This is a genomic window from Brevundimonas sp., from assembly GCF_032017145.1.
GTDB lineage: Bacteria > Pseudomonadota > Alphaproteobacteria > Caulobacterales > Caulobacteraceae > Brevundimonas.
Window position 1 is genome coordinate 1 of sequence record NZ_DALZQC010000029.1, and the last position, 23,275, is coordinate 23,275.

The window sequence follows — 23,275 nt, forward strand, 5'->3', positions numbered from 1 at the left end:
CGCCGTCGGCAGGGGCGTCTGGGCGGGCGCAGGCGCCGGGGCAGGCTCGGGCGCCGGGGGGATGCCCAGCCCCTGTGATCCGTTGTCGTAGGATTTGCTCTTGGTGAACATGGTGCGCTCCGCATCTGCCAGCCAAGGCCGGCCAAGCCCCTATAGCCCTCGGGCCCCACTAGGCCGTGGGCGGGCGGCCCAGGTCAAGCGCCGCTTCCGAACGGCGCTCGCCGATCACAGAGCCTTTACGGCCTCCAGCACTTCGGCGGCGTGGCCGGCGACCTTGACGTTGCGCCAGACGCGGGCCACCCGGCCATCCGCATCGACCACGAAGGTCGCGCGCTCGATGCCCATATACTCGCGACCGTACAGCTTCTTCGGCACCCACACGCCCCAGGCCTCGCAGGCGGCGCCGTCCTCGTCGGAGGCCAGGACGACGGCCAGGTCGTATTTGGCCTTGAAGCGGTCGTGCTTCTTCACTGTGTCCCTGGACACGCCGATGACGGTGGCGCCCATGGCGGCGAACTCGGCGGCCAGGGCGGTGAAGTCCTGCGCCTCGCGCGTGCAGCCGGTCGTGTCGTCCTTGGGATAGAAATAGACGACGGCGGGCTTGCCCTTGAGGGCAGCGAGGGAGACGTGGCCGCCGTTGTCGGCGGGCAGGTCCAGGGCGGGGGCGGGGTGGCCTTCGGTTGCGGACATGGTTTCTCCTGCCGTCATCCTCGGGCTCGACCCGAGGATCGGATGTCGGTCATGTGGTGCGCCGCCCGTCCGCGCAAGCGACGGATAGTCCGGCCCTCGGGTAGAGCCCGAGGGTGACGGGTCATGTGAGGCGAACCAAAACGATCTTCTTCTTGCCGGCCGCCAGCTTGATGACGCCGTCCTTGAGGTCGGCCTCGGTCAGCAGTTGGGCGCCGTCGGACGCGGCGGCGTCGTTCAGGCGAAGGCCGCCGCCCTGGGCCAGGCGGCGAGCCTCGCCGTTGGAGGCGGTCAGGCCGGCCTTGGTGACGACGGCGGCGATCATGGCGCCGTAAACCTCGGAGGCAGACAGTTCGACGGTGGGCAGGTCGGCCGAGACCTGACCCTTTTCGAAGGCGGTTTCGGCGGCGGCGCGGGCGGTGGCGGCGGCCTCGGCGCCGTGCAGCATGGTGGTGCAGGCGTCGGCTAGCGCCTTCTTGGCGTCGTTGATGGCGGCGCCTTCCAGCGCCTCGTAACCCGCGATCTCGGCGTCTGACAGGTCGGTGAACAGGCGCATGAAGCGGCCCACGTCGCCGTCCTCAGTGTTGCGCCAGTATTGCCAGTAGTCATAGGGCGACAGGGCGTCGGCGTTCAGCCAGACGGCGCCGCCGACGGTCTTTCCCATCTTTTGGCCCGAGGCGGTGGACAAGAGCGGCGTGGTCAGGCCGAAGGCAGCCTTCTGGTCCACCTTGCGGGTCAGTTCGACGCCGTTGATGATGTTGCCCCACTGGTCCGAACCGCCCATCTGAAGCATGCAGCCATAGCGGCGGTTCAGCTCCAGGAAGTCGGTGGCCTGCATCAGCATGTAGTTGAATTCGAGGAAGGTCAGCGGCTGTTCGCGCTCCAGGCGCAGCTTGACCGAATCGAAGCTGAGCATCCGGTTGACCGTGAAGTGTGTGCCGTAGTCGCGCAGGAACTCCAGGTAGCCCAGCTTGGACAGCCATTCGTCATTATCGACCATGATGGCGTCGGACGGGCCGTCGCCGAAGGTCAGGAACTTCTCGAACACGCCCTTGATGCCGGCGATGTTCTCGGCGATCCGCTCCTCGGTCAGCAGGGGGCGCTGGGTGTCCTTGAAGCTGGGGTCGCCCACCTTGGTCGTTCCGCCGCCCATCAGGACGATCGGCTTGTGCCCCGCCTGCTGAAGACGGCGCAGCAGCATGATCTGAATCAGGTGCCCGACGTGCAGCGACGCCGCCGTGGCGTCGAAGCCGATATAGCCGGTCACCACGCCCTGGGTCGCCGCCTGATCCAGTTCGGCCGGGTGGGTGATCTGATGGATATAGCCGCGCGTCTGCATGGTGCGGAGGAAGTCGGATTTGTAAGCGTGTTCGGTCATGGCGAAGCTCCGTTAGCAAAGATGCCGACGGGCGTCTGCCCTTTGCTGGCGGGTTTAGGAGAGGTGAGGGGGTCAGACGATCGGACGAGAAAACGCCGTCTGAATGGTCTGAATAGTCTCAAAGACGGGCGGGGCGAAATTGCACTGCACCCGCGAAAACAGTGCAATGTGCAAAAAGGTGCAATTGGCGCGCTCCAAAGAGATGGGGCCGGCATTATAGATCGGGCCTGAGGAGCGGGCGCCAAAAGGGGCGAGTCCTCCCGCAAAGCCTTGTCGGCAAAGGGATTGTGGCCGACTTATGCGATGGAGACGACGTTGACCGGCGCCGCGCTTGGGATACGAAGAGGTATGCGCCTGCCCCTGATCCCGCACCCGACTTCGCCGCATGGCGGGCTGACGCTGGAGGTCGAGGCGCGGCGGGCGGGGTGGGTGCTGAGCCTGGAGTATGTGCTGGCCGGGCCGGTGGAGACGGTGCTTTGGCCGGAATCAGCGGCGCGGGTGCGGACCGACGATCTGTGGCGCGCGACCTGTTTCGAAGCCTTCGTGCGGACGGCGGATGGCTATGTCGAATACAATCTGTCGCCGTCGGGGGCGTGGGCGGCCTATCGGTTCGACGGCTATCGCGAGGGGATGCGGGAACTGGACACGCCGGCGCCCTTCATCGTGACGCGGACGGCGCCGGGGCGGTTCGTGCTGACGGCGGATGTCACTCTGCCTGACGACGCGGGCGGAGCCGTGGGGCTGACGGCGGTTATCCAGGGGTTGGACGGTGCGATGGGCTATTGGGCGCTGGCGCATCCTTCGGATAAGCCGGACTTTCATCATCCCAACTCGTTCGCGCTCATGCTTTAGATCGTCATCCTAAGGTCTTGCCTAGGATCCATACGCTCGGTGTCAGCAGGTGGCCCACGCCCCATAAACCGGGATTCTCGATCCTAGGCACAAGGCCTAAGGATGACGGAGCAAGCGGGGGCGGGAGTTGTGGCGGGTCGTGGCCTCGGGCATGGCTGTCGCAATGAGTCTCAGGAGCCCCTTATGAATTTCGGCCTCGACCGCCTGCTGTGCGAACCGGAATTGCGCCAGCCCCTGAAGGGGCGGCGCGTGGCGCTCCTGGCGCATCCGGCGTCGGTGACGAAGGACCTGACCCATGCGGTGGATGCGCTGGCCCCCTGTCCCGAGATCACGCTGAGCGCCGCCTTCGGGCCCCAGCACGGGATGAAGGGCGACCTGCAGGACAATATGATGGAAAGCCCGGATTATCGTGATCCGGTCCACGGCATTCCCGTGTTCAGCCTGTATGGCGAGGTGCGCCGGCCCAAGGACGAGTGGATGGAGACGTTCGACGTCATCCTGATCGATCTGCAGGACCTGGGGTGTCGCATCTACACCTATGTCACGACGTTGCTCTATGTGCTGGAGGCGGCGGCGAAACACGGCAAGACGGTGTGGGTGCTGGATCGGCCCAATCCGGCGGGGCGGCCGGTCGAGGGGCTGACGCTGAAGCCCGGATACGAAAGCTTCGTGGGCGCCGGGCCGATGCCGATGCGGCATGGCATGACCATGGGCGAACTGGGTCTGTGGTTCGTCGATCACTTCAAACTGGACGTCCATTACCGCGTGATCGCGATGCAGGGCTGGGCGCCCGACCAGGGGCCGGGCTTCGGCTGGCCGCTGGGCGAACGGTCTTGGGTCAACCCCAGCCCCAATGCCCCGAATCTGTCGATGGCGCGGGTGTATGCCGGGACGGTGATGCTGGAGGGGGCGACCCTGTCCGAAGGGCGCGGCACGACGCGGCCGCTGGAGCTGTTCGGGGCGCCGGACATCGACGCGCGGGCGGTGATCGCCGAGATGCGGTCGCTGGCGCCGGATTGGCTGGCGGGCTGCGTGCTGCGGCCCATGTGGTTCGAGCCGACCTTCCATAAGCATGTCGGGACGCTGTGCAGCGGCGTTCAGATCCACGTCGACGATCCGGCCTACGACCATGCGTCGTTCAGACCGTGGCGGGTTCAGGCGCTGGGCTTCAAGGCGATCCGGCGGCTGTACCCCGACTATGATCTTTGGCGCGATTTTCCGTATGAATATGCGTTCGGCAAGCTGCCCATCGACGTCATCAACGGCGGGCCGGGCTTGCGGGAATGGGTGGACGACGCGGGCGCGAGGCCGGCCGATCTGGATGCCGCGACCCTGCCGGATGAAACGTCGTGGGAAGAGACACGCAGGCCGTTCCTTCAGTATTGACGCTGGTCTTCGTCATCATAGGGCTTAACCCACGGATGACGGGTGAGGATGCATTGTTAGCTATAACTAAAATCTATTACGCATCTGCAAATAAGTGATTGGGCTTATTTGGTGCGGTGCGGTAGGAAGGGGCCTCCCAACCACTTGCATTGGATTTTCCGCATGGCCCTCATCAACACGACCCTCAAACCGTTCACGGCCGAAGCCTATAAGGACGGCAAGTTCCTGACGGTCACGGACGCCGACGTCGCGGGCAAGTGGGCGATCTTCTTCTTCTATCCGGCCGACTTCACCTTCGTCTGCCCGACCGAACTGGAAGACCTGGCGGACCATTACGCCGAGTTCCAGAAGCTGGGCGTCGAAATCTATTCGGTGTCGACCGACACCCACTTCTCGCACAAGGCCTGGCATGATTCGTCGCCGGCCATCGGCAAGATCACCTACACCATGCTGGGCGACCCCTCGGGCGTGGTGACCAACAACTTCGACGCCATGCGTCCGGGCGTGGGCCTGGCCGACCGCGCCACCTTCCTGGTCGATCCGGACGGCGTGATCCAGTTCACCGAGACGACCTCGGAAGGCATCGGCCGCAACGCCGCCGAACTGCTGCGCAAGGTCAAGGCCGCCCAGTACGTGCGTTCGCACCCCGGCGAAGTCTGCCCGGCCAAGTGGGAAGAAGGCGAGGCCACCCTGGCCCCGTCGCTCGACCTCGTCGGCAAGATCTAAGACCCCAGGTTTGATCGGCGGCGCGGTTCAAACGCCGCCGGTCATCGGCGCCGGACCCGATCCGGCGCCCGCAGAGGCCGTGGGGTGCGTAGCGTTTCAACCCCGCGGCCTTTTTGCGTCCAGCCCTCGCCGAGGCGGCTTGAGGGCGACGCCCAATCCCAGAATTCACGAGGACCCCCATGCTCGACGCCAATCTGAAATCCCAGCTCGAGGGCTACCTCAAGAACATCGTCCATCCGGTCGAACTGGTCGCCTCGCTGGGCGCCGGCCCGAAGTCGCAGGAGCTGAAGGCCCTGCTGGAGGACATCGTCTCAGTCTCGCACGGCAAGGTCGAGATGGGCCGCGACTATGACGACGAACGCCAGCCCAGCTTCCTGATCCGCCGCAAGGGCACCGACATCGGCGTGCGGTTCGCGGGCATTCCGCTGGGCCACGAGTTCACCTCTCTGGTGCTGGCCCTGCTGCACGTCGGCGGCCATCCGTCCAAGGCGGCGCAGGAGGTGATCCAGCAGGTCAGGGACCTGGACGGCGACTATCTGTTCGAGACCTATTTCTCGCTGTCGTGCCAGAACTGCCCCGACGTGGTGCAGGCGCTGAACCTGATGAGCGTCATCAACCCGCGCATCAAACACGTCGCCATCGAGGGCGGCCTGTTCAAGGACGAGGTGGAGGCGCGCAAGGTCATGGCCGTGCCGACCGTCTTCCTGAACGGCGAACTGTTCGGTCAGGGCCGGATGGAGCTGGAGCAGATCGTCGCCAAGATCGACACCGGCGCCGAGGCGAAGGCCGCCGAAAAGATCAAGGCCAAGGACCCGTTCGACGTTCTGGTCATCGGCGGCGGTCCGGCCGGCGCGGCGGCGGCCATCTATACGGCGCGCAAGGGCATCCGCACCGGCATCGCGGCCGAGCGGTTCGGCGGTCAGGTGCTGGACACCATGGCCATCGAGAACTTCATCTCGGTGCCCCACACCGAGGGGCCGAAACTGGCCGCCTATCTGGAGCAGCACGTCCGCGAATACGAGGTGGACATCATGAACCTGCAGAAGGCGGCCAAGCTGGTTCCGGCCAAGATTCGGGGCGGTCTGCATGAGGTGGTTCTGGAGAACGGCGCGTCGCTGAAGTCGCGCACGGTGATCCTGTCGACCGGCGCGCGCTGGCGTCAGATGAACGTGCCGGGCGAGGACCAGTACAAGAACAAGGGCGTGGCCTATTGCCCGCACTGCGACGGGCCGCTGTTCAAGGGCAAGCGCGTGGCGGTGATCGGCGGCGGCAACTCCGGCGTCGAGGCGGCCATTGATCTGGCGGGCATCGTCGCTCATGTGACACTGATAGAATACGACAGCGAACTGCGCGCCGATGCGGTGCTTCAGCGGAAGCTGGCGACCCTCCCCAACGTGCGGATCGTGACATCTGCATTGACGACCGAAGTGCATGGCGACGGCGAGAAGGTGACGGGCCTGTCCTATAAGGACCGCAACGCCGACGCCCATCACGACGTCGATCTGGAGGGCGTCTTCGTGCAGATCGGTCTGGTTCCGAACACCGAATGGCTGCACGGCGCGGTCGCCCTGACGACGCGCGGGGAGATCGAGGTGGATCATCGCGGCGAAACCAGCCAGCCGGGCGTGTTCGCGGCCGGGGACGTGACGACCGTGCCCTATAAGCAGATCGTCATCGCCATGGGCGAAGGCTCCAAGGCGGGGCTGTCGGCCTTCGACTATATGATCCGCACCGTGCCGGCCGAAGAGGTCGTCGAGGCGGCGTAAGCTATTGGAGCTGTGCGAGGGCGTTTCGCATTGTCCGCACTCGTCTCAAAACCGCTTGGCGACGCCGATGCCTAATGCGACATCCGGGCTATCGTGGTTCAGGCCCAGGTTGACGCCGAAGTCCAACTGGGCGTCGGGCAGGGCGGGAGGCGACCAGGCGGCGGTCAGGTCGAAGGTGGACTGGGTTGTCGGCTGCGCGGGATCGTCGTCGCGGCTGATCCAGAGTTCGGCACCCAGGTTCCACTGGCCGATGTCGCGACCCAGACCGGCGACCATCGTATAGGCCGCATGGCGACCCTCGCCGTCCGCATCGGACACCCAGCCGACCTGGGGCGACAGGCTGAGGCTCCAGTCGGCGTCGAGCGGCAGGGAGACGGGCAGGATCACGCCGCCTTCGAACCCGTCGGCGCGGATGTCGCGGGCGCCGGTCGGGGCGGTGACGAACCCCTGAACCGCCACGGACAGGCCCGAACCGTCGGGATTGGCCAGAGAATGACGCAGCGCCAGCGTCAGATCGCCGACGCCTTTCGACACCTCGCGCGCGCCGCTGGCGCGGTCGGTGACGGTCTGATGATTCCAACTGGTCAGGCCCATCTGCAGTTCGGTCAGGCCGGTCAGGCCGTAACGGACCAGCAGGTCGCCCGCGTCCCAGGCGCGGGTGCTGGCATTGTCGTCGCTCTGGCGGCTGGCGTCGAACAGGCCCAGTTCGACCTGCCAGCGACCCTGGTCCAGAACGCAGGCGGGCGTGCCCTGGCCCGGACGGTCGGCGCAGAATTCGCGCTGCACCCGATCCTGCGCCCCATCCTGCGCCACCACGGGCGACGATAGCAGAAGGGCGCCGACGAGGAGGGTGGGCGGGATCAGACGCATGGGACGGCTCGCGACAGGTTCGGCGCGATCATGACGATCAAGCCTTAACCGCCCGTATCAGTGCAGTTTCAGCCGCCCGGAAACGCGGCGATGAAGCAGGCGCGACAGGGCCAGCAAGATCGTGCGGCGCACCCCCAGAATGGCGCGGTGATGATCCAGGTGCAGCGCCATATAGGCCCATTTGGCCACCAGCCCCTCGATCAGGAAGTTCGGACCGCCCAGGCCGCCCATCAAGGCGCCGACGCCCCTGTCTCCGCCCAGCGACACCAACGAACCCTTGTCGCGATAGACGTAGGGACCGGGATCGCGGCCGGGCTGAGAAAGGGTCTTGGCCAGATACGCGGCCTGTTGGGCCGCCGCCTGGGCCCGGGCGGGCACGGGGCGGCCGTCGGGGCCGGGCGCCTCGGCGCAGTCGCCCATGGCGTATACGCCCGGCGCCGAGGTGCGCAGATGGTCGTCCACGACGAACTGGTTCAGCCGCCCCGTCGCCAGTCCCAGGTCCGGGTTGGCGTCGGCCGCCTTGACCCCGGCGGCCCAGACGATCAGGTCGGCGGGGACATCGCCCTTGGAGGTGTCCAGGCGGTCGGCATGAACGCCGTTGACCCTGGCGTCGGTCAGCAAGCGCACGCCCTTGGCTTGAAGCGCATGGGCCGCCTTGGCCGAGACACGCTCGGGCAGGCCGCCGAGGATACGGGGAGCGGCCTCGACGAGGGTGACGGCCAGATCGAACTTCTGGTCCGACGTCAGGCCGGCGGACAGTTCGTCATGCCCCTCGATCAGTTCGGTGGACAGCTCCACCCCCGTCGCGCCGGCTCCGACGATGGCGATGTTCAGCGTCCGCTCGTCCGAATAGGCCGCCGCCAGGAAGGCCGAGGTCAGGCGTCGGTTGAACGCCTCGGCGTCCGCCACATTCTCCAGCAGATGGGCGTGTTCGGCGGCGCCGGGCGTGCCGAACAGGTTGGAGCCGCTGCCGATGGCCAGAACCAGGGTGTCGAAGCCGAGGGTGCGGGGCGCGACCAGCACCTCGCCGTCGTCGTCGCGGATCTCAGCCAGGGTCAGGGTCCTGGCGGCGGGGTCCAGCCCCGTCAGGTTGCCGAAAGCGAAGCTGAAATGGTTGCGGCGCGCCAGGACTGGATAGGACAGACCCTCCTGGTGCGAATCCAGCGATCCGGCCGCGACCTCGTGCAGGCTGGGCTTCCACAGGTGGAAGATGGATCGGTCGATCAAAAGGACCCGCCGCCGCCCTTCGCGCGGCCCGAACCGGCGACCCAGGCGCGCGGCAAGCTCCAGCCCGCCCGCGCCGCCGCCGATGATGACGATGTCGTGCCGCATACGGGGTCTCCTGAAGGCGACCCCATATCTAGGGTCAGGCGGGCTTTTCTTCCAGCCGCTTGTCCAGATAGGCGCCGACGCGGGTTTCGACGGCGCTCATGTGGTCCTGCCAGAAGTGGCTGGCGCCTTCTTCCAGTTCGTAGTCGATGACGATGCCCTTCTGGGTGCGCAGCTTGTTGACCACACGCTCGACCTCGACCGGAGGAACGATGGTGTCGGCCGTGCCGTGCAGGAACAGGCCCGAGGCCGGGCAGGGGGCCAGGAAGCTGAAATCGTACATGTTCGACGGCGGCGACACCGAGATGAAGCCGTCCGTCTCAGGGCGACGCATCAGCAGTTGCATGCCGATATAGGCGCCGAACTGATAGCCGGCGACCCAGGTCTGGCTGGCGCCGGGGTTGTTCGACTGAAGCCAGTCCAGCGCCGTGGCGGCGTCCGCCAGTTCACCGATGCCGCTGTCGAACTCGCCCTGCGACTTGCCCACGCCGCGCGAGTTGTAGCGCAGGGTGGCGAAACCGCGCTGCTGGAACAGCTGGTGCAGTGTGACCGCGACCGGGTTGTTCATATGCCCGCCCGCCTTTGGGTGCGGGTGCAGAATCAGGGCGATGGGGGCGTTCGGGCGCTTGCCCGGAGAATAACGACCTTCGATGCGACCGGAGGCGCCGGGCAGGATGACTTCAGGCATAGGGGCTCTGGAATCCGTTCAACTGTCATTTCGCGAGTGCGTAATACTTGACCGCGGAGGTGGGACTTTATAAGTCCCTCCGCAAGCGCGCCGCCTTTGCGAAGGCGCGGGTTCTAGCACAGGAGCCCCGAAAAGCGCGCAATTTTTGAAGGTGCGAAATGCGTCTGTCGACCAAGGGACGATACGCCGTGATGGCGATGGCCGATCTGGCCAAGAACGGACGCGGCGAGGGCGGCGAAATCCGGGCAGTTTCGCTGGCCGAGATCGCCGCGCGCCAGGAGATTTCGCTGAGCTATCTGGAGCAGCTTTTTGCTCGTCTGAGAAAGAGCGAACTGGTCAAGAGCGTGCGCGGACCGGGCGGCGGATACCGTCTGGCCAAGGCGGCGCACGAGACGGTGGTGGCGGAAATCGTGCTGGCGGTGGACGAGCCGATCCGGGCGACGCGCTGTGTGGCGCATGGCTCGCCCAAGGGCTGCATGCTGGCCGGCGAACGGTGCATCACCCACAATCTTTGGGAAGACCTGGGCGACGAAATCCATCGCTATCTGGCCGGGGTGTCGCTGGAGGATGTGGTGATGAACCGCACCAGCCAGCGTCGTCGCAATGTCGAGACCTCGGCCGTGGGGGTCGCGGCATGACCGGCGTCTATCTGGATTACAACGCCTCGGGCCTGGTGCGGCCGGAGGTGCTGGAGGTAATGGCCAGGGCCCTGGCCGACAACGGCAATCCGTCGGCGGTCCATGCGGCGGGCAGGCGTGCCCGGGCGCGGGTCGAGACGGCGCGGGCGCAGGTCGGCGAACTGGTCGGGGCGGACCCGACGGCGGTGGTGTTCAACAGCGGCGGCACCGAGGCCAACGCCCAAGGCATCGCCAGCGCGCTGGCGGCGGGCTGCGAGCGGTTGATCGTGTCGGCGACGGAGCATCCGTGCGTGGCCGAGACGGCGGCGAATGCGGGTGTTCCGGTCGAGGTTCTGCCGGTCGATGCGAACGGCGTGGTCGATCTGGATTGGTTGGCGCAGGCGCTGAGCCGTTCGGGCCGGGCCGTGGTCGCCATCCATCATGCGAACAATGAAAGCGGCGTGATCCAGCCGATCGCGCAGGCAGCCGCCTTGGTGCGGGCGGCGGGCGGCTGGCTGCACGTCGATGCGATCCAGTCGGCGGGCAAGATCGCCGTCGATATCCGGGTGCTGGACGCCGACAGTCTGACGCTTTCGGCGCACAAGCTGGGCGGGCCGCAGGGCGTGGGCGCGCTGATCCTGAAGGAAGGCGTGCCAGGCATCCGCATTCTGCATGGGGCGGGACAGGAGCGCGGCCTTCGCGCCGGGACCGAGAACGCGCCGGGCATCGCCGGGTTCGGCGTCGCCGCCGACTGCGCCGCGCGGGATCTGCAGGTGATGGAATCGCACGTCGTCTGGCGCGACGCGGCCGAGGCCAAGGTCGTGGCGGCGGGCGCCGTCATCATCGGCGGCGCGGTTCCGCGTCTGCCCAACACCCTGTTCATGGCCGTCGAAGGCTGGGACAGCCCGCAACAGTTGATCACCCTGGACCTGACCGGCGTCATGGTGTCGGCGGGCTCGGCCTGTTCGTCGGGCAAGGTCAAGCCGTCCAAGACCATCAGCGCCATGGGCCTGAATGCGCTGGCGACCGGGGGCGTGCGCGTCTCCGGCGGCTGGGGCACGACCGAGAACGACTGGGCAAGGTTCGCCGACGCCTGGGTCGCCGCCTACACCAAGCACAAGACGCGCGCCGCCGAGCGTGTGAGAGAGGTCGCCTGATGGCCGCCGTCAAGGAAACCATCGACGCCGTCGCCGCGCTGGAAAAGTATGCGCACGGCTTCACCTCGGACATCGAGCAGGAGTTTGCGCCGCGTGGCCTGAACGCCGACATCGTGCGCTTCATCTCCGAGAAGAAGGGCGAGCCGGAATGGATGCTGGAATGGCGTCTGGCCGCCTATGAGCGCTGGCTGGCGATGGAAGAGCCGACCTGGGCGGCGGTCCGTTACGAGCCCGTCGATTATCAGGACCTGTTCTACTATGCGGCGCCCAAGAAGAAGGACGGGCCAAAGTCGCTGGACGAGGTCGATCCCGAAATCCTGGAAGTCTACAAGAAGCTGGGCATTCCGCTGAAGGAGCAGGAAGTGCTGGCGGGCGTGCAGGGCGCCCCCAAGGTCGCGGTGGACGCCGTATTCGACAGCGTGTCCGTGGTTACCACCTTCAAGGAGGAACTGGCCAAGGTCGGCGTGATCTTCATGCCGATTTCCGAAGCCTTGCGCGAATATCCTGATCTGGTGCGGCAATATCTGGGGTCGGTGGTGCCGGTCTCGGACAACTATTTCGCGGCTCTGAACAGCGCGGTCTTTTCGGACGGGTCGTTCGTCTACATCCCGCCGGGCGTGAAATGCCCGATGGAGCTGTCGACCTATTTCCGCATCAACGCCAGCCAGACGGGCCAGTTCGAGCGGACCCTGATCATCGCCGACAAGGGCAGCCATGTGAGCTACCTGGAAGGCTGCACGGCGCCGATGCGCGACGAGAACCAACTGCATGCGGCGGTGGTCGAGATCGTGGCGCTGGACGACGCCGAGGTGAAATATTCGACGGTCCAGAACTGGTATCCGGGCGACGCCGAGGGCAAGGGCGGCATCTACAACTTCGTGACCAAGCGCGCCGACTGCCGGGGCGACCGATCCAAGGTGTCGTGGACCCAGGTGGAGACGGGTTCGGCCGTCACCTGGAAATACCCGTCCTGCATCCTGAAGGGCGAGGAAAGCTCGGGCGAGTTCTATTCCATCGCCATCACCAACGGACATCAGCAGGCCGACACCGGCACCAAGATGATCCATCTGGGCAAGAATTCGAAATCGCGGATCATCGCCAAGGCGGTGTCGGCGGGTCAGTCGGACTCGACCTATCGCGGCCTGGTCTCGGTGCACCCCAAGGCGACGGGGGCGCGCAACTTCACCCAGTGCGATTCCTTGCTGATCGGTAAGGAGTGCGGCTCGCACACCATCCCCTATATCGAGGCCCGCAACGGCTCGGCCCAGCTGGAGCACGAGGCGACGACGACGCGCCTGAGCGACGACCAGCTGTTCTACGCCCAGCAACGCGGCCTGTCGCAGGAGGAGGCGGTGGCCCTGCTGGTCAACGGCTTCGTCCGGGACGTGATGCAGAAACTGCCGATGGAGTTCGCCGTCGAGGCGCAGAAGCTGGTGGCGATCAGTCTGGAAGGGAGCGTGGGGTGAGCGAGATCATGGAAACGATTTCTGTCCCTCTGGAGGCCGACGCCGCTGATCGACTGAAACGCGCCGCCGCCGAAATCGGCATGCCGTTGGAAGAGTTCATCGCCTCTGCTGCGGAGCGTTTTGTCACCGATGTCGAGAACGCCAGCGCCACGCTTTCCGACGACCAGCGGGCGTCGATCAAGCGGGGTTTGCAGGATGTTGCGGCAGGTCGGACCTTCACCCACGAGGAGGTCTTTGGCGAACTCAAGGCCCGCTTCAAGCGGTGAGGCGTGTTCGATGGTCGAAAGAAGCGCGCGACGCGCAGCGGGATTGGCTGGATCATCTGGAGCAGATCGATCCGCGTCTCACGGACCGCGCCCTGGCGGAGAGCGAAGTCCTGTCGCTCAGGGTCGGCGAAGGGCCGTTTCGGTTTCGGCCGTCACGCTGGCGCGGCTTGCGAGAAGCCAGCCTTATTCGATGGCGCAAGATCGTCGTGTTCCAAGTTCGCGATGACGAAGTGCTTATCATCTCATTCTACGATGCCCGTCAGGATTTGACCGGCGTTCAACCTGTTCCCGAGTCCAACTGATGCTCTCGATCAACAACCTCCACATCTCCGTCGGTGAAAAGCCGATCCTAAAGGGCCTGACGCTCGATGTTCCGGCGGGCGAGGTTCACGCCATCATGGGGCCGAACGGCGCGGGCAAGTCGACGCTGGGCTACGCCCTGTCGGGTCGGCCCGGCTATGAGGCGACCGAAGGCTCGGTCGAATGGGCAGGCGAGGACCTTCTGGAATTGGACCCGGCCGATCGGGCGGCCAAGGGCGTCTTCCTGTCCTTCCAGTATCCGATCGAAATCCCCGGCGTGCCGGCCCTGACCTTCGTGCGGACGGCCCTGAACGCCCAGAGACGCGCGCGGGGCGAGGAGGAGATGGCCGCGCCGGCCTTCCTGAAGCTGGTCCGTGAAGCGTCCAAGGCGCTGAAGATGGACTTCGACATGCTGAAGCGGCCGCTGAACGTCGGCTTCTCGGGTGGCGAGAAGAAGCGGATGGAAATCCTGCAGATGGCCCTGCTGGAGCCGTCGCTGCTGATCCTCGACGAGACGGATTCGGGCCTGGACATCGACGCCCTGCGGATTGTCTCGGAAGGCGTGAACGCCTTGCGTTCGCCGGACCGCGCCATGCTGGTCATCACCCACTATCAGCGCCTGTTGGACTACATCAAACCGGACCGGGTGCATGTGCTGGCGGGCGGCCGCATCGTGGCCTCGGGCGGACCGGAACTGGCGCTACAACTGGAGGCGGAAGGGTACGACAAGTATCTGCCGCAAGCCGCATGACAGCCGTTTCCCGGATTGACCTGACGGACGCCGCCACCTTCCCGACGCGGCGGGTCGAGGCGTGGAAATACAGCGACCTGAAACGCTATCTGCGCGAGGCGCCGCAGCCGTCGCCGGAGGCGGCAGTCTCTGCACCCGGCGTGTTTGACGCCCTGGGCGGGGAGGCGATCGTCTTCGCCAATGGGCGGGCCGTCGGCGTGACCGACTTCATCGCCTCGGGCGAGCAGACGCTGCGCCTGCGCTATGTCTCCGACGCCGTCGGCACGGGCCACACCGCCAGCGCGCGGGTGTCGGCGCGGGCAGGGGCGCGGCTGCTGCTGCTGGAAACGCACGAGGGCGCAGGCTCGGCCTATGTGGCCCACAACCGGCTGGAGCTGGATGTGGCGGCAGGGGCGGAAGTGACGCGCGTGGTTCTGGTCGAGGAACCCGAGGACGCCATCTCCATCACCGAGGCCGATGTGCGAGTCGAGGCGGGCGGCGTGTTCCGCCAGACGGTCGTCACGACCGGCGCCAGGCTGCAGCGGCTGGAAACGCGCGTGAAGCATTTCGCGCAAGGCGCTCATGCCCAGGTCGATGGGCTGTATCTGCTGAACGGTTCGCGCCATGCGGATGTGACCTCGGTCGTCAGCCATCTCGCCGCCGACGGCTCGACCAGCCAGCTGATCAAGGGCGTGGCCCGCGACACGGCGCGCGGCGTCTTCCAGGGCAAGATCGTGGTCGAGCGCGGGGCGGACGGCACCGATGCGCGGATGGGCCATCATGCCCTGATCGCCAGCGAGCGGGCCGAGATCGACGCCAAGCCGGAACTGATCATCTATGCCGACGACGTGCAGTGCGCGCACGGCAACACCGTGGGGACGCTGGACGAAAGCGCCCTGTTCTATATGCAGCAGCGCGGCATTCCGGCCGACGAGGCGCGCGCCCTGCTGACACAGGCCTTCCTGATCGAGGTCATCGACCGCATCGATCACGAGGGCGCGAGAGAGGTAGCGCGGGAATGGCTGACGGCGCGGTTGTGAACACCTTCGATCCCTATGCCGTCCGGGCGCAGTTCCCGATCCTGTCACGACAGGTGAACGGCAAGCCATTGATCTATCTGGACAATGCCGCCTCGGCCCAGAAGCCGCGCGCGGTGATCGACGCCCTGGTCGCGACGATGGAGGGCGGCTACGCCAACGTCCATCGCGGCCTGCACACCCTGTCGAACGAGGCGACCGAGGCGTTCGAAAAGGCGCGCGAGATCGTCGCCCGCTTCCTGAACGCCGAAAGCGCGGAACAGGTCGTCTGGACCAAGGGCGGGACCGAGGCGATCAATCTGGTGGCCCATGGGCTGGGCCAAAAAACTGGAAAAATGGCGATCCAGCCGGGCGACGAGATCATCGTCACAGAGATGGAGCACCACTCAAACATCGTGCCGTGGCATTTCCTGCGCGAGCGTTATGGCGCGGTGCTTAAGTGGGCGCCGATAAAGGACGACGGTTCGCTGGACATGGCGGCATACGCCAACCTGCTGGGGCCGCGGACGCGCATGGTCGCGGTGACCCATATGTCGAACGTGCTGGGCACCATCAATCCGGTGGCCGAGATCACCCGTCTGGCCCATTCGGCGGGCGCGCAGGTGCTGATCGACGGCTGCCAGGGCGCGGTCCATGCGACGCCGGACGTGCAGGCCATCGGCTGCGACTTCTATGTGATCACGGGCCACAAGCTGTTCGGCCCCACCGGCATCGGCGCCCTGTATGGCAAGGCCGAGGCGCTGGAGGCCCTGCCGCCCTATCAGGGGGGCGGAGAGATGATCGAACGGGTCGAGCAGGACCGGATCACATACGCCAAGTCGCCGCATCGGTTCGAAGCGGGCACGCCGCCGATCCTGGAGGCCATCGGTCTGGGCGTGGCCCTGGAATGGTTGGCGCAATACGACCGGGCGGCGGTGCAGGCGCATGAACATGCCCTGTATCAGCATGCGCTGGACCGGCTTCAGGGTCAAAACTGGCTGCGGATTCTGGGGCAGGCCGAGGGCAAGGGCGCGATCCTGACCTTCGCCGTAGAAGGCGCGCACGCCCATGACGTAGCCCAGATCATGGACCGTTACGGCGTCGCCGTGCGGGCCGGAACCCACTGCGCCGAGCCGCTGGCGAAAAGATTGGACGTGACGTCGAGCACCCGCGCCTCCTTCGCCCTATATAACACCCTGGAGGATACGGACGCCTTCGTGGACGCGCTGATCAAGGCGCGGAACTTCTTTGTGTAAAGCCCGATGACCGACGAGACCCTTCAAGACAGCGACGCCTTCCAGACCGCCTGGGACGAACCGCAGAAGAGCGCCCTGTCGCAGGGTGAGCTGGACAAGCTGACCGAAGACCTGATCGAGGCGCTGAAAACCGTCTATGATCCGGAAATCCCGGTCGACATCTATGAGTTGGGCCTGATCTATCGCGTGGACGTCAACGACGATCGCGACGTGGTGGTGGACATGACCCTGACGGCGCCCGGCTGTCCGGTGGCCGGCGAGATGCCCGGCTGGGTCGAGACGGCGGTGGAGAAGGTCGAGGGGGTCCGCAGCGCCAAGGCCAATCTGGTGTTCGACCCGCCGTGGGATGCCTCCAAGATGAGCGACGAGGCCAAGCTAGCACTGAACATGTTCTGATGACCGAGCTTCAAGCCACATCCCGCCCGCGTCGTCCGCGCCCCAAGGCCGTCACCCTGACCGACGCGGCCGCCGAGCGGGTGCGTGAAATCCTGGATAATGCCGACAACACCCACATCGGCCTGCGCATCGGCGTCAAGAACGGGGGCTGTGCGGGGCAGGAATACACCTTCGCCTATGCCGACGCGGTCGAGCCGCTGGACGAGGTGGTCGAGGACAAGGGCGTCACGATCCTGATCGAGCCCAAGGCCGTGCTGTTCCTGATCGGCACCGAGATCGACTATGAGACGACGCGGCTGGCCTCCAAGTTCGTGTTCAACAATCCGAACCAGACCGACGCCTGCGGCTGCGGAGAGAGCGTGACCATCGTTCCGGCCGCCAGCGCCTGACGTGGCCTACGATGCCGACTTCGGCGAATGGGTGCGCGAGCATTTCGCGGGCCTGGGGCGGCTGGAGATCAAGCGGATGTTCGGCGGGGCAGGGGTATACGCCTCGGGCGTGATCTTCGCCCTTCTAGACGACGGCGTAGTCTGGCTGAAGGGCGATGACGCCCTGGGTGAGGCGTTCGCAGCGGTCGGGTCGCGACCGTTCACCTTTCCGACCAAGGATGGGCGGACGATGAGCATGCGCTATTGGAGCCTGCCGGAGGCGGCGTTGGACGATCCCGACGAGGCGGTCGCCTGGGCGCGCCGTTCGTTGGAGGTGGCGGTGAAGAAGGCCTCGGGGAAGAAACCTAGACCCGTTATTTAACCGGCGTGTCGATCAGCACGGCAGGCGACACGGGCTGACCCGCGGCCTCGGCGACCAGTTCGGCGGTGCGGGCCTCGATCACGGCTTCCAGATGAGCCATGAACTCCTCTTTCTTCAAGCCGGTGGGGATCGGTTCGAGGAAGTCGAGCGTGGCCGTGCCTGCGTGCTTCTCGTACTTCTCCTCGGGCCAGAACAGGCCGAGGTTGGTGGCCAGGGGCACGACCGGCATGTCGAAGTCGCGATACATGTGCCAGACGCCGGAACGGTATCTGAACTTCTTGCCGACCGGGGCCAGGTGTCCCTCGGGGTAGATCAGGATCTTGCGGTTCTCGGCGCGGGCTTCGGCGGCGCGCATGGCCAGGGCCTTGCGGGCTTCATGGCCGCCGCATGAGTTGACGACGATGGCGCCCAGCTTCTTCAGCACCCCGCCCAGCAGGGGGAACTTCTCCAGATGGTCGCCGGTGACGAAGGCCAGGTCGTCGAACTGGTCATAGGTGGCGAAACCGTCGCCCCAACTCTGGTGCTTGGAAGCGATGATGAAGGCGCCGGCGGGCAGACGTTCCCTGCCCAGCACCCGCAGACGGATGCCTGCGAACAGGGTCATGGCCTGGACCATGCGCTTCACATAGCGGCGAATGACCCAGCTGGCAGGCCCGCGACCGGGCGCCAGCGCCGCGAAGGCGGCGGTCAGGCCGTAGCCGATCGACAGAATCCAGTAGGCGATGTTGAAGGCGAAGCTGCGCATCGGGCGACTATGGCAGAAAGTCTGGCCTTGTCAGGCCCGTTATCAGGCGACCTGTCGCTGGGCCGGGTCAGCCGCAGGGGCGGCGGTGATGCAGTTGCGGCCCTTGCGCTTGGACTCGTAGAGGGCGGCGTCGGCGCGTTCCAGCAGGCTGGCGGCCGTCTCGCCCTTTCGGCGCTGGGCGAAGCCGGCCGAGATGGTCACCGAGCCCAGGTCGTCGTTGGTCGAACGCCGGCGCAGGGCGCGTGAGGCCACCTCGCTGCGAATGCTTTCAAGGGCGGCCATCACAACGCCGGCGCTCTCGCCAGGGAAGATGATCGCGAATTCCTCGCCCCCGAACCGGGCCGCGAACCGGTGCTTGCCGCAGATGTTGGACAGGACTGTGGAGACATAGCGCAGCACCTGATCGCCCGTCTGATGGCCCCAGGTGTCGTTGAACCGCTTGAAATGGTCGATGTCGAGGATGGCCAGGCCCAGGGGCGAACCGTCGTCGGGCGCGCAGGCGGCCTCCAGCCGTTCGTCGAACGCCTTGCGGTTGGCCAGGTTGGTCAGGGCGTCGGTCATGGCGTCGCGACGGACCTGCTCCAGGTTTTCGCGCAGGCGGATGACTTCCTTGTTCGACTTCTCCAGCCGCTTCTCCAGGATGGCCGTCTCGCGGCGCACCCGTTTGGTCGCCGTGGACAGACCGCCGACCAGGGATTTCAACGCCGACGCATCCTGGGCCTTCTCCATGGTGTGCGAGGCGTCGGCCAGGGTCTCGCCATAGTCGGCCTGGGTCTTGTGAGCCATGGCGATGGCGTTGGCGACGCTGGCCAGTTCGCGATCCAGAACGGCGCCGACATCGCGAATCTGGTCCGGCAGACGGCCGCGCGGCAGGAATTCGGCGGCCAGCATCTCGGCGGTCTTGTCGGAGATGGCGACCGATTGTTCGAGAAGCAGGCGAATCTCGCGCGCCAGGGCGCCGTCGGGATCGCTGACGTAATGGAGCCAGAGTTCGAAGTTCAGCGGCGTCGGCCAGACGCCCGCCTTTTCCATCTCGGCGATGACGTTGCGCGCCAGGGCGTAAGCTTGCGGGCCCCGTAGCGCCGTCTCGACCTGTTTGGACATTCGTCTTTCCCCCGGTTCCCGTTCTGGGAACATCTTCGAGGCGCAGACTAAGGGCTGTTCCGTAATGCAGGGTAAACGGCGCGGATTTTCTGCGCGCCGTTTCCTATCGTCCGATCAGGCGGGAACAACCACAGGGCGGCGCAGGAAGGCCGGGATATCGTCGCCGAAACCCCTGACGCCCTGACGCGCGTTGTCGTCACGGGCGGCCTTGCGGTCGCCGCGTCGGTCGGACTGAAGCAACTGAGGCTCGCGGTCGGCGCGTGCGGCGCGGGTCGGTTCCACCGGATCGGCGGCCTCGACGGCCGCCAGTGGCGCTTCCGCCTCTGTCTTCGCTTCGGGGCGCGCCTTGCGACGGCTGCGGCTGCGTGTGGGTTCGGCGTCTTGGATCTCGGCGGCGACGACTTCGGTCGGCTCGACAGCTGCTTCGGCGCCGCGCGCGCGTCCGCGTCCGCGTCCGCCGGACCGTTCGCGACCGCCGCGTTTGTCGTCACGACGCGGACCATCCTTGATAGCGGCGAAATCGATGTCGTCCAGGACCAGTTCTTCCGGGTCCTTCTTGATCAGCTTCAGCACCTTATCCAGCGACTTGTCGTCGGACGGGGTCACGATCATGAAGGCCTGGCCCAGACGACCTGCGCGGCCGGTGCGGCCGATGCGGTGGACATAGTCGTCGGCGTGGTGCGAGACGTCGTAGTTGAAGACGTGGCTGACGTCCGGGATGTCCAGGCCGCGCGCAGCGACGTCGGAGGCGACCAGGATCTTCAGATTGCCGGCGCGGAAATCGGCCAGCGTCTTCATCCGGTGGGCCTGATCCAGGTCGCCGTGGATGGCGGCGGCATCGAAACCGTGTTTCTGCAAGGACTTGGCGACGATATCGACTTCGGACTTGCGGTTGCAGAAGACGATGCCGTTCTTGACGTCGGATCGTTCGATCAGGACGCGCAGGGCAGTGCGCTTGGCCTTGGGGTCGCTGGTCGGGATGCGGACCAGATACTGGGTGATGGTGTCGGCCGTCATCGCCGGACGCGAGGCCTCGATCCGGGTCGGATCCTTGAGGAAGGCGGTCGTCAGGCGGGTGATCTCGGGCGGCATGGTCGCCGAGAAGAACAGGGTCTGGCGACGCGGAGGCGTCAGTTTGAAGATCCGCTCGATGTCGGGGATGAAGCCCATGTCCAGCATCCGGTCGGCTTCATCGACGACCATGATCTCGACGCCGGTCAGCAGCATCTTGCCGCGCTCGAAAAGGTCAAGCAGGCGGCCAGGCGTGGCGATCAGGACGTCCACGCCCTTGTTCAGCGCCGCGACCTGATCGCTCATGGAGACGCCGCCGATCAGCAGCACCCAGCTAAGCTTGGTGCCCTTGGCGTATTTGGCGAAGCTTTCGGCGACCTGATCGGCCAGTTCGCGGGTGGGCGCCAGGACGATGGCGCGCGGCATCCGGGCGCGGGCGCGGCCCGTCGCCAGACGCTCGACCAGGGGCAGGGTGAAGGCGGCGGTCTTGCCGGTGCCGGTCTGGGCGATGCCCAGAACGTCGCGTCCGGCCAGGGCGACCGGAATGGCCTGTTCCTGAATGGGGGTGGCGGTGGTGTAGCCCGTCTCGGCGACGGCCTTCAGGGTCGTGGGCGAAAGGCCCAGTTGGGAAAATTCGGTCATGAATCCTAGGGAAGAAAAGCGTCTGCGTGCATAGCAGCGACGGAACCGCCCCTCTTTGGGCGAGCGGGCGGCGCGTATCGCAGACCTGTCCCGAGGCTGGGCGGCATATAGAAGCCCCTGCGCCAAAGTCAAGTATTCATGGTTTTCTGCGCGCGGTCCAGTTGGGGGTGGAGCGGGCTGGTCCCGATCGACTTTTCGACTGATCAGCGGCGTGGATCAGCGCTTCTTGCCCAGTTCGGCGGCGATGTCCTTGGTCATGCGGCCGACCTTGCGGTGGGCGGCTGTGATCTGATCGCGCGTCACGCCCCAGCGTTTCATCCAGTATTCGACGGCCTGACGTTCGGACAGGTCCAGCCGGTCCTTGTCGATGAAGCCGCGCTTGTCCTTCAGTCCCGCCACGGGTGATCTCCCTCTCTCGGTCCGGGTGCGGCGCACGAGCGCCTGGTTCCAGCTTTAACGCAAATCGCCGGACGGTGGCTCCGTCCGGCGATCCGGTTGGCGGGATGTCCGAGATCAGCGCTTGCCGAAGATCATGTCGCCCAGCTTGACGAAGAAGCCCTTGCTCTCTTCCGCCCTGGGCGCTTCCGCCTTCGGCGTGGCAGCCGGAGCGGGCTTCGCCGCCTCTGCGGGTTTGGCGGCTTCGGTCGGCTTGGGCGTTTCGACGGGCTTCGGATCGGGCGCGGGAGCAGGAGCGGGCGGCGCGGCGGCGACCGGAGCCTTGGTTTCGGCCTTGGGCGCTACAGCGGCCTTCGGCGAGGCGGTCTTCGGAGCGGCAGCCTTGGGTGCGGTGGTCTTCGCCGCAGGTTTCGCGGCGGCCTTGGGCGCAGTCTTGGCGGCCGGCTTTGCAGCGGCCGACTTCGCCGCAGGCGCCTTGGTGGCGGGTTTGGGCGTTGCGGCCTTGGCGGGCGCAGTCTTCTTAGCGGGTGCGGCCGCCTTGGTCGCGGCAGGCGTGGCGGCCTTCGGTGCAGCCGCCTTGGGGGCTGCAGTCTTTGGCGCAGCGGTCTTGGCGGGCGCCGCCTTCGCGGTCGGAGCCTTGGCGGTGGCGGGCTTGGGCGCAGCCTTGACCTTTTCGGCGGGCTTCAAGGTTTTTTGAGCGGCGGTTTTCTTGGCCGTCGGTTTGGCGGTCGCCGGCTTTTCGGCGGCAGGTTTAGACGCGGATGGTGCTTTGGCCATGTATTTCCCCGACCCCTCGGTTTAGACGAACGCGACAAACGGGCCAGCACAGCGCCGGGCCGCAATGATTCGCCATGATACCGGTGTTTGAGAAATGTCCGAGTCCGCTCTTCAGATAATCGCCCGCGGCCCCCGCGCCGCCGCCGAGGCCGCCGCCGCCGCCATCGACCTCGATCCCCGACTGGAGGGCGCGACCTATTCCATCCTGGAAGAAGACGAGGATCGCGAGATCTGGCGCATCGACGCCTTTCCCACCACCGACGACGAGGTCGAGGGGCTGAAGGCCGTCCTGGCCGATCACGCGGTGACGGTGGAGGTCGAGAAGCTGGCCGACGCCGACTGGCTGGCCATGTCCCTGTCGGGCCTGCCGCCGGTCGAGGCCGGGCGGTTCTTCGTCTATGGCGCACACGATCAGGGCAAGGTGCCGCAAGGGCGGGTGACGTTGAAGATCGACGCCGGCGCCGCCTTCGGCACAGGCCACCACGGCACGACGGTCGGTTGTCTCGAAGCGTTCGACAAGCTGCTGGAGACCGAGACGTTCGAGAAGGTTCTGGATGTCGGCTGCGGCACGGGCGTGTTGGCCATCGCGGCGGCCAAGACCGGATCGCCCATCGCCGTCGGCACCGACATCGACGAACCCTCGGCGCGGATCGCCAATGAGAACGCCGAGATCAACGACGCCGCGTGCGACTTCTATTTCGCGGACGGCCTGAGCGATCCGCGCATCGCCCAGCACGCGCCCTATGATCTGGTGTTCGCCAATATCCTGGCCGCGCCGCTGGTGCATCTGGCGCCCGAGATCGGCGGGGCGCTGAAGTCGGGCGGGGTGGCCATCCTGTCGGGCCTGCTACGCACGCAGGAGGAGCGGGTGCTGGAGGCCTATCTGCCATTGGGCTTCACGGTCGAGCAAACCATCCACCACGACGCCTGGAGCGCCCTGCAACTGCGAAAGGGCTGAGGAACG

25 protein-coding genes are annotated in these 23,275 nt (G+C 66.2%); 15 read left to right on the plus strand and 10 right to left on the minus strand.

What is annotated here, in order from left to right:
- Positions 1-225 precede the first annotated feature (225 nt).
- Both RTU05_RS07005 and tyrS read right to left on the minus strand, forming a co-directional pair.
- Positions 226-690: a peroxiredoxin gene (locus RTU05_RS07005; protein ID WP_312596893.1), complete on the minus strand. Its 465-nt coding sequence runs from the start codon at positions 688-690 to the stop codon at positions 226-228.
- A 121-nt stretch (positions 691-811) separates the two neighbouring features.
- Entirely contained in the window at positions 812-2,065 is a 1,254-nt protein-coding gene (gene tyrS, locus RTU05_RS07010; protein WP_312596895.1) for a tyrosine--tRNA ligase, read from the minus strand.
- 348 nt (positions 2,066-2,413) lie between these two features.
- On the opposite strand from tyrS, the gene RTU05_RS07015 reads away from it, so the two are divergent.
- The 4 genes from RTU05_RS07015 to ahpF all read left to right on the plus strand — a co-directional run bounded on the left by RTU05_RS07015 (position 2,414) and on the right by ahpF (position 6,795).
- Positions 2,414-2,917, plus strand: a complete 504-nt coding sequence (locus RTU05_RS07015) for a DOMON-like domain-containing protein (protein ID WP_312596896.1) — start codon at positions 2,414-2,416, stop codon at positions 2,915-2,917.
- 183 nt (positions 2,918-3,100) lie between these two features.
- On the plus strand, positions 3,101-4,303 hold the full coding sequence (locus tag RTU05_RS07020; RefSeq protein WP_312596898.1) for a DUF1343 domain-containing protein: 1,203 nt from the start codon (positions 3,101-3,103) through the stop codon (positions 4,301-4,303).
- Positions 4,304-4,465: 162 nt separating this feature from the next.
- A complete protein-coding gene (gene ahpC, locus RTU05_RS07025; protein ID WP_248116866.1) occupies positions 4,466-5,029 on the plus strand; it encodes an alkyl hydroperoxide reductase subunit C in 564 nt (187 codons plus the stop codon).
- A gap of 179 nt (positions 5,030-5,208) precedes the next feature.
- Positions 5,209-6,795, plus strand: coding sequence for an alkyl hydroperoxide reductase subunit F (ahpF, locus tag RTU05_RS07030; protein ID WP_312596900.1), 1,587 nt, complete (start codon positions 5,209-5,211; stop codon positions 6,793-6,795).
- Positions 6,796-6,840: 45 nt separating this feature from the next.
- Here the strand turns inward: ahpF and RTU05_RS07035 are convergent, their stop codons facing one another.
- The 3 genes from RTU05_RS07035 to RTU05_RS07045 are packed head-to-tail and all read right to left on the minus strand — an operon-like array spanning position 6,841 to position 9,682.
- On the minus strand, positions 6,841-7,665 hold the full coding sequence (locus RTU05_RS07035; protein WP_312596902.1) for a transporter: 825 nt from the start codon (positions 7,663-7,665) through the stop codon (positions 6,841-6,843).
- 57 nt (positions 7,666-7,722) lie between these two features.
- Positions 7,723-8,997, minus strand: coding sequence for an FAD-dependent oxidoreductase (locus RTU05_RS07040; RefSeq protein ID WP_312596904.1), 1,275 nt, complete (start codon positions 8,995-8,997; stop codon positions 7,723-7,725).
- 34 nt (positions 8,998-9,031) lie between these two features.
- Positions 9,032-9,682, minus strand: a complete 651-nt coding sequence (locus RTU05_RS07045; RefSeq protein WP_248116858.1) for an alpha/beta hydrolase — start codon at positions 9,680-9,682, stop codon at positions 9,032-9,034.
- A gap of 158 nt (positions 9,683-9,840) precedes the next feature.
- Between RTU05_RS07045 and RTU05_RS07050 the strand changes: the two genes are divergently transcribed.
- The 10 genes from RTU05_RS07050 (at position 9,841) to RTU05_RS07095 (ending at position 17,636) form a co-directional block, all read left to right on the plus strand.
- The gene (locus RTU05_RS07050; protein WP_312596906.1) at positions 9,841-10,320 is read left to right on the plus strand and encodes an Rrf2 family transcriptional regulator; all 480 of its coding nucleotides are present in this window, start codon (positions 9,841-9,843) and stop codon (positions 10,318-10,320) included.
- Positions 10,317-11,456 (plus strand): cysteine desulfurase family protein, encoded by a 1,140-nt coding sequence (locus tag RTU05_RS07055; RefSeq protein ID WP_312596908.1) that lies wholly within the window; start codon positions 10,317-10,319, stop codon positions 11,454-11,456. The genes RTU05_RS07050 and RTU05_RS07055 overlap by 4 nt, the downstream gene beginning before the upstream one ends.
- Positions 11,456-12,922, plus strand: a complete 1,467-nt coding sequence (sufB, locus tag RTU05_RS07060; protein ID WP_312596910.1) for a Fe-S cluster assembly protein SufB — start codon at positions 11,456-11,458, stop codon at positions 12,920-12,922. The genes RTU05_RS07055 and sufB overlap by 1 nt, the downstream gene beginning before the upstream one ends.
- The gene (locus RTU05_RS07065) at positions 12,919-13,188 is read left to right on the plus strand and encodes a hypothetical protein (protein WP_312596912.1); all 270 of its coding nucleotides are present in this window, start codon (positions 12,919-12,921) and stop codon (positions 13,186-13,188) included. Before sufB ends, RTU05_RS07065 begins: the two co-directional genes overlap by 4 nt.
- Positions 13,189-13,489: 301 nt before the next feature.
- Entirely contained in the window at positions 13,490-14,239 is a 750-nt protein-coding gene (gene sufC, locus RTU05_RS07070; protein WP_312596914.1) for a Fe-S cluster assembly ATPase SufC, read from the plus strand.
- The gene (gene sufD / locus RTU05_RS07075; RefSeq protein WP_312596916.1) at positions 14,236-15,258 is read left to right on the plus strand and encodes a Fe-S cluster assembly protein SufD; all 1,023 of its coding nucleotides are present in this window, start codon (positions 14,236-14,238) and stop codon (positions 15,256-15,258) included. Before sufC ends, sufD begins: the two co-directional genes overlap by 4 nt.
- Entirely contained in the window at positions 15,237-16,490 is a 1,254-nt protein-coding gene (locus RTU05_RS07080; RefSeq protein WP_312596918.1) for a cysteine desulfurase, read from the plus strand. Before sufD ends, RTU05_RS07080 begins: the two co-directional genes overlap by 22 nt.
- A 6-nt stretch (positions 16,491-16,496) precedes the next feature.
- The gene (locus RTU05_RS07085) at positions 16,497-16,886 is read left to right on the plus strand and encodes an SUF system Fe-S cluster assembly protein (protein WP_312596920.1); all 390 of its coding nucleotides are present in this window, start codon (positions 16,497-16,499) and stop codon (positions 16,884-16,886) included.
- Entirely contained in the window at positions 16,886-17,275 is a 390-nt protein-coding gene (locus RTU05_RS07090) for an iron-sulfur cluster assembly accessory protein (protein WP_312596922.1), read from the plus strand. Before RTU05_RS07085 ends, RTU05_RS07090 begins: the two co-directional genes overlap by 1 nt.
- 1 nt (position 17,276) lies before the next feature.
- On the plus strand, positions 17,277-17,636 hold the full coding sequence (locus RTU05_RS07095) for a TfoX/Sxy family protein (RefSeq protein ID WP_312596924.1): 360 nt from the start codon (positions 17,277-17,279) through the stop codon (positions 17,634-17,636).
- On the opposite strand, the gene RTU05_RS07100 is transcribed toward RTU05_RS07095, so the two are convergent.
- The 5 genes from RTU05_RS07100 to RTU05_RS07120 form a co-directional block, all read right to left on the minus strand.
- Complete coding sequence (locus tag RTU05_RS07100) at positions 17,629-18,381, minus strand: 1-acyl-sn-glycerol-3-phosphate acyltransferase (RefSeq protein WP_312596926.1); 753 nt, start codon at positions 18,379-18,381, stop codon at positions 17,629-17,631. The two genes, RTU05_RS07095 and RTU05_RS07100, sit on opposite strands and share 8 nt — an antisense overlap.
- 42 nt (positions 18,382-18,423) lie before the next feature.
- Positions 18,424-19,485: a GGDEF domain-containing protein gene (locus RTU05_RS07105; protein WP_312596928.1), complete on the minus strand. Its 1,062-nt coding sequence runs from the start codon at positions 19,483-19,485 to the stop codon at positions 18,424-18,426.
- Positions 19,486-19,599: 114 nt separating this feature from the next.
- Positions 19,600-21,138, minus strand: a complete 1,539-nt coding sequence (locus RTU05_RS07110; RefSeq protein ID WP_312596930.1) for a DEAD/DEAH box helicase — start codon at positions 21,136-21,138, stop codon at positions 19,600-19,602.
- A 216-nt stretch (positions 21,139-21,354) separates the two neighbouring features.
- On the minus strand, positions 21,355-21,537 hold the full coding sequence (locus RTU05_RS07115; RefSeq protein WP_047413801.1) for a DUF3606 domain-containing protein: 183 nt from the start codon (positions 21,535-21,537) through the stop codon (positions 21,355-21,357).
- A gap of 114 nt (positions 21,538-21,651) precedes the next feature.
- Complete coding sequence (locus RTU05_RS07120) at positions 21,652-22,221, minus strand: hypothetical protein (protein WP_312596932.1); 570 nt, start codon at positions 22,219-22,221, stop codon at positions 21,652-21,654.
- 184 nt (positions 22,222-22,405) lie between these two features.
- On the opposite strand from RTU05_RS07120, the gene RTU05_RS07125 reads away from it, so the two are divergent.
- Positions 22,406-23,269, plus strand: a complete 864-nt coding sequence (locus RTU05_RS07125; protein ID WP_312596935.1) for a 50S ribosomal protein L11 methyltransferase — start codon at positions 22,406-22,408, stop codon at positions 23,267-23,269.
- The last annotated feature ends 6 nt before the right edge of the window (positions 23,270-23,275 follow it).

Bases quoted from the DNA above. Each gene is read 5' to 3' on its own strand.
- sufD (WP_312596916.1), top strand. From the start codon at position 14,236: ATGACAGCCGTTTCCCGGATTGACCTGACGGACGCCGCCACCTTCCCG.
- RTU05_RS07110 (WP_312596930.1), bottom strand. From the start codon at position 21,138: ATGACCGAATTTTCCCAACTGGGCCTTTCGCCCACGACCCTGAAGGCC.
- RTU05_RS07040 (WP_312596904.1), bottom strand. From the start codon at position 8,997: ATGCGGCACGACATCGTCATCATCGGCGGCGGCGCGGGCGGGCTGGAG.
- RTU05_RS07080 (WP_312596918.1), top strand. From the start codon at position 15,237: ATGGCTGACGGCGCGGTTGTGAACACCTTCGATCCCTATGCCGTCCGG.
- RTU05_RS07055 (WP_312596908.1), top strand. From the start codon at position 10,317: ATGACCGGCGTCTATCTGGATTACAACGCCTCGGGCCTGGTGCGGCCG.
- RTU05_RS07015 (WP_312596896.1), top strand. From the start codon at position 2,414: ATGCGCCTGCCCCTGATCCCGCACCCGACTTCGCCGCATGGCGGGCTG.
- ahpF (WP_312596900.1), top strand. From the start codon at position 5,209: ATGCTCGACGCCAATCTGAAATCCCAGCTCGAGGGCTACCTCAAGAAC.
- RTU05_RS07105 (WP_312596928.1), bottom strand. From the start codon at position 19,485: ATGTCCAAACAGGTCGAGACGGCGCTACGGGGCCCGCAAGCTTACGCC.
- RTU05_RS07050 (WP_312596906.1), top strand. From the start codon at position 9,841: ATGCGTCTGTCGACCAAGGGACGATACGCCGTGATGGCGATGGCCGAT.
- tyrS (WP_312596895.1), bottom strand. From the start codon at position 2,065: ATGACCGAACACGCTTACAAATCCGACTTCCTCCGCACCATGCAGACG.
- RTU05_RS07005 (WP_312596893.1), bottom strand. From the start codon at position 690: ATGTCCGCAACCGAAGGCCACCCCGCCCCCGCCCTGGACCTGCCCGCC.
- RTU05_RS07020 (WP_312596898.1), top strand. From the start codon at position 3,101: ATGAATTTCGGCCTCGACCGCCTGCTGTGCGAACCGGAATTGCGCCAG.
- RTU05_RS07035 (WP_312596902.1), bottom strand. From the start codon at position 7,665: ATGCGTCTGATCCCGCCCACCCTCCTCGTCGGCGCCCTTCTGCTATCG.
- ahpC (WP_248116866.1), top strand. From the start codon at position 4,466: ATGGCCCTCATCAACACGACCCTCAAACCGTTCACGGCCGAAGCCTAT.
- RTU05_RS07085 (WP_312596920.1), top strand. From the start codon at position 16,497: ATGACCGACGAGACCCTTCAAGACAGCGACGCCTTCCAGACCGCCTGG.
- RTU05_RS07125 (WP_312596935.1), top strand. From the start codon at position 22,406: ATGTCCGAGTCCGCTCTTCAGATAATCGCCCGCGGCCCCCGCGCCGCC.
- sufC (WP_312596914.1), top strand. From the start codon at position 13,490: ATGCTCTCGATCAACAACCTCCACATCTCCGTCGGTGAAAAGCCGATC.
- RTU05_RS07090 (WP_312596922.1), top strand. From the start codon at position 16,886: ATGACCGAGCTTCAAGCCACATCCCGCCCGCGTCGTCCGCGCCCCAAG.
- RTU05_RS07045 (WP_248116858.1), bottom strand. From the start codon at position 9,682: ATGCCTGAAGTCATCCTGCCCGGCGCCTCCGGTCGCATCGAAGGTCGT.
- sufB (WP_312596910.1), top strand. From the start codon at position 11,456: ATGGCCGCCGTCAAGGAAACCATCGACGCCGTCGCCGCGCTGGAAAAG.
- RTU05_RS07100 (WP_312596926.1), bottom strand. From the start codon at position 18,381: ATGCGCAGCTTCGCCTTCAACATCGCCTACTGGATTCTGTCGATCGGC.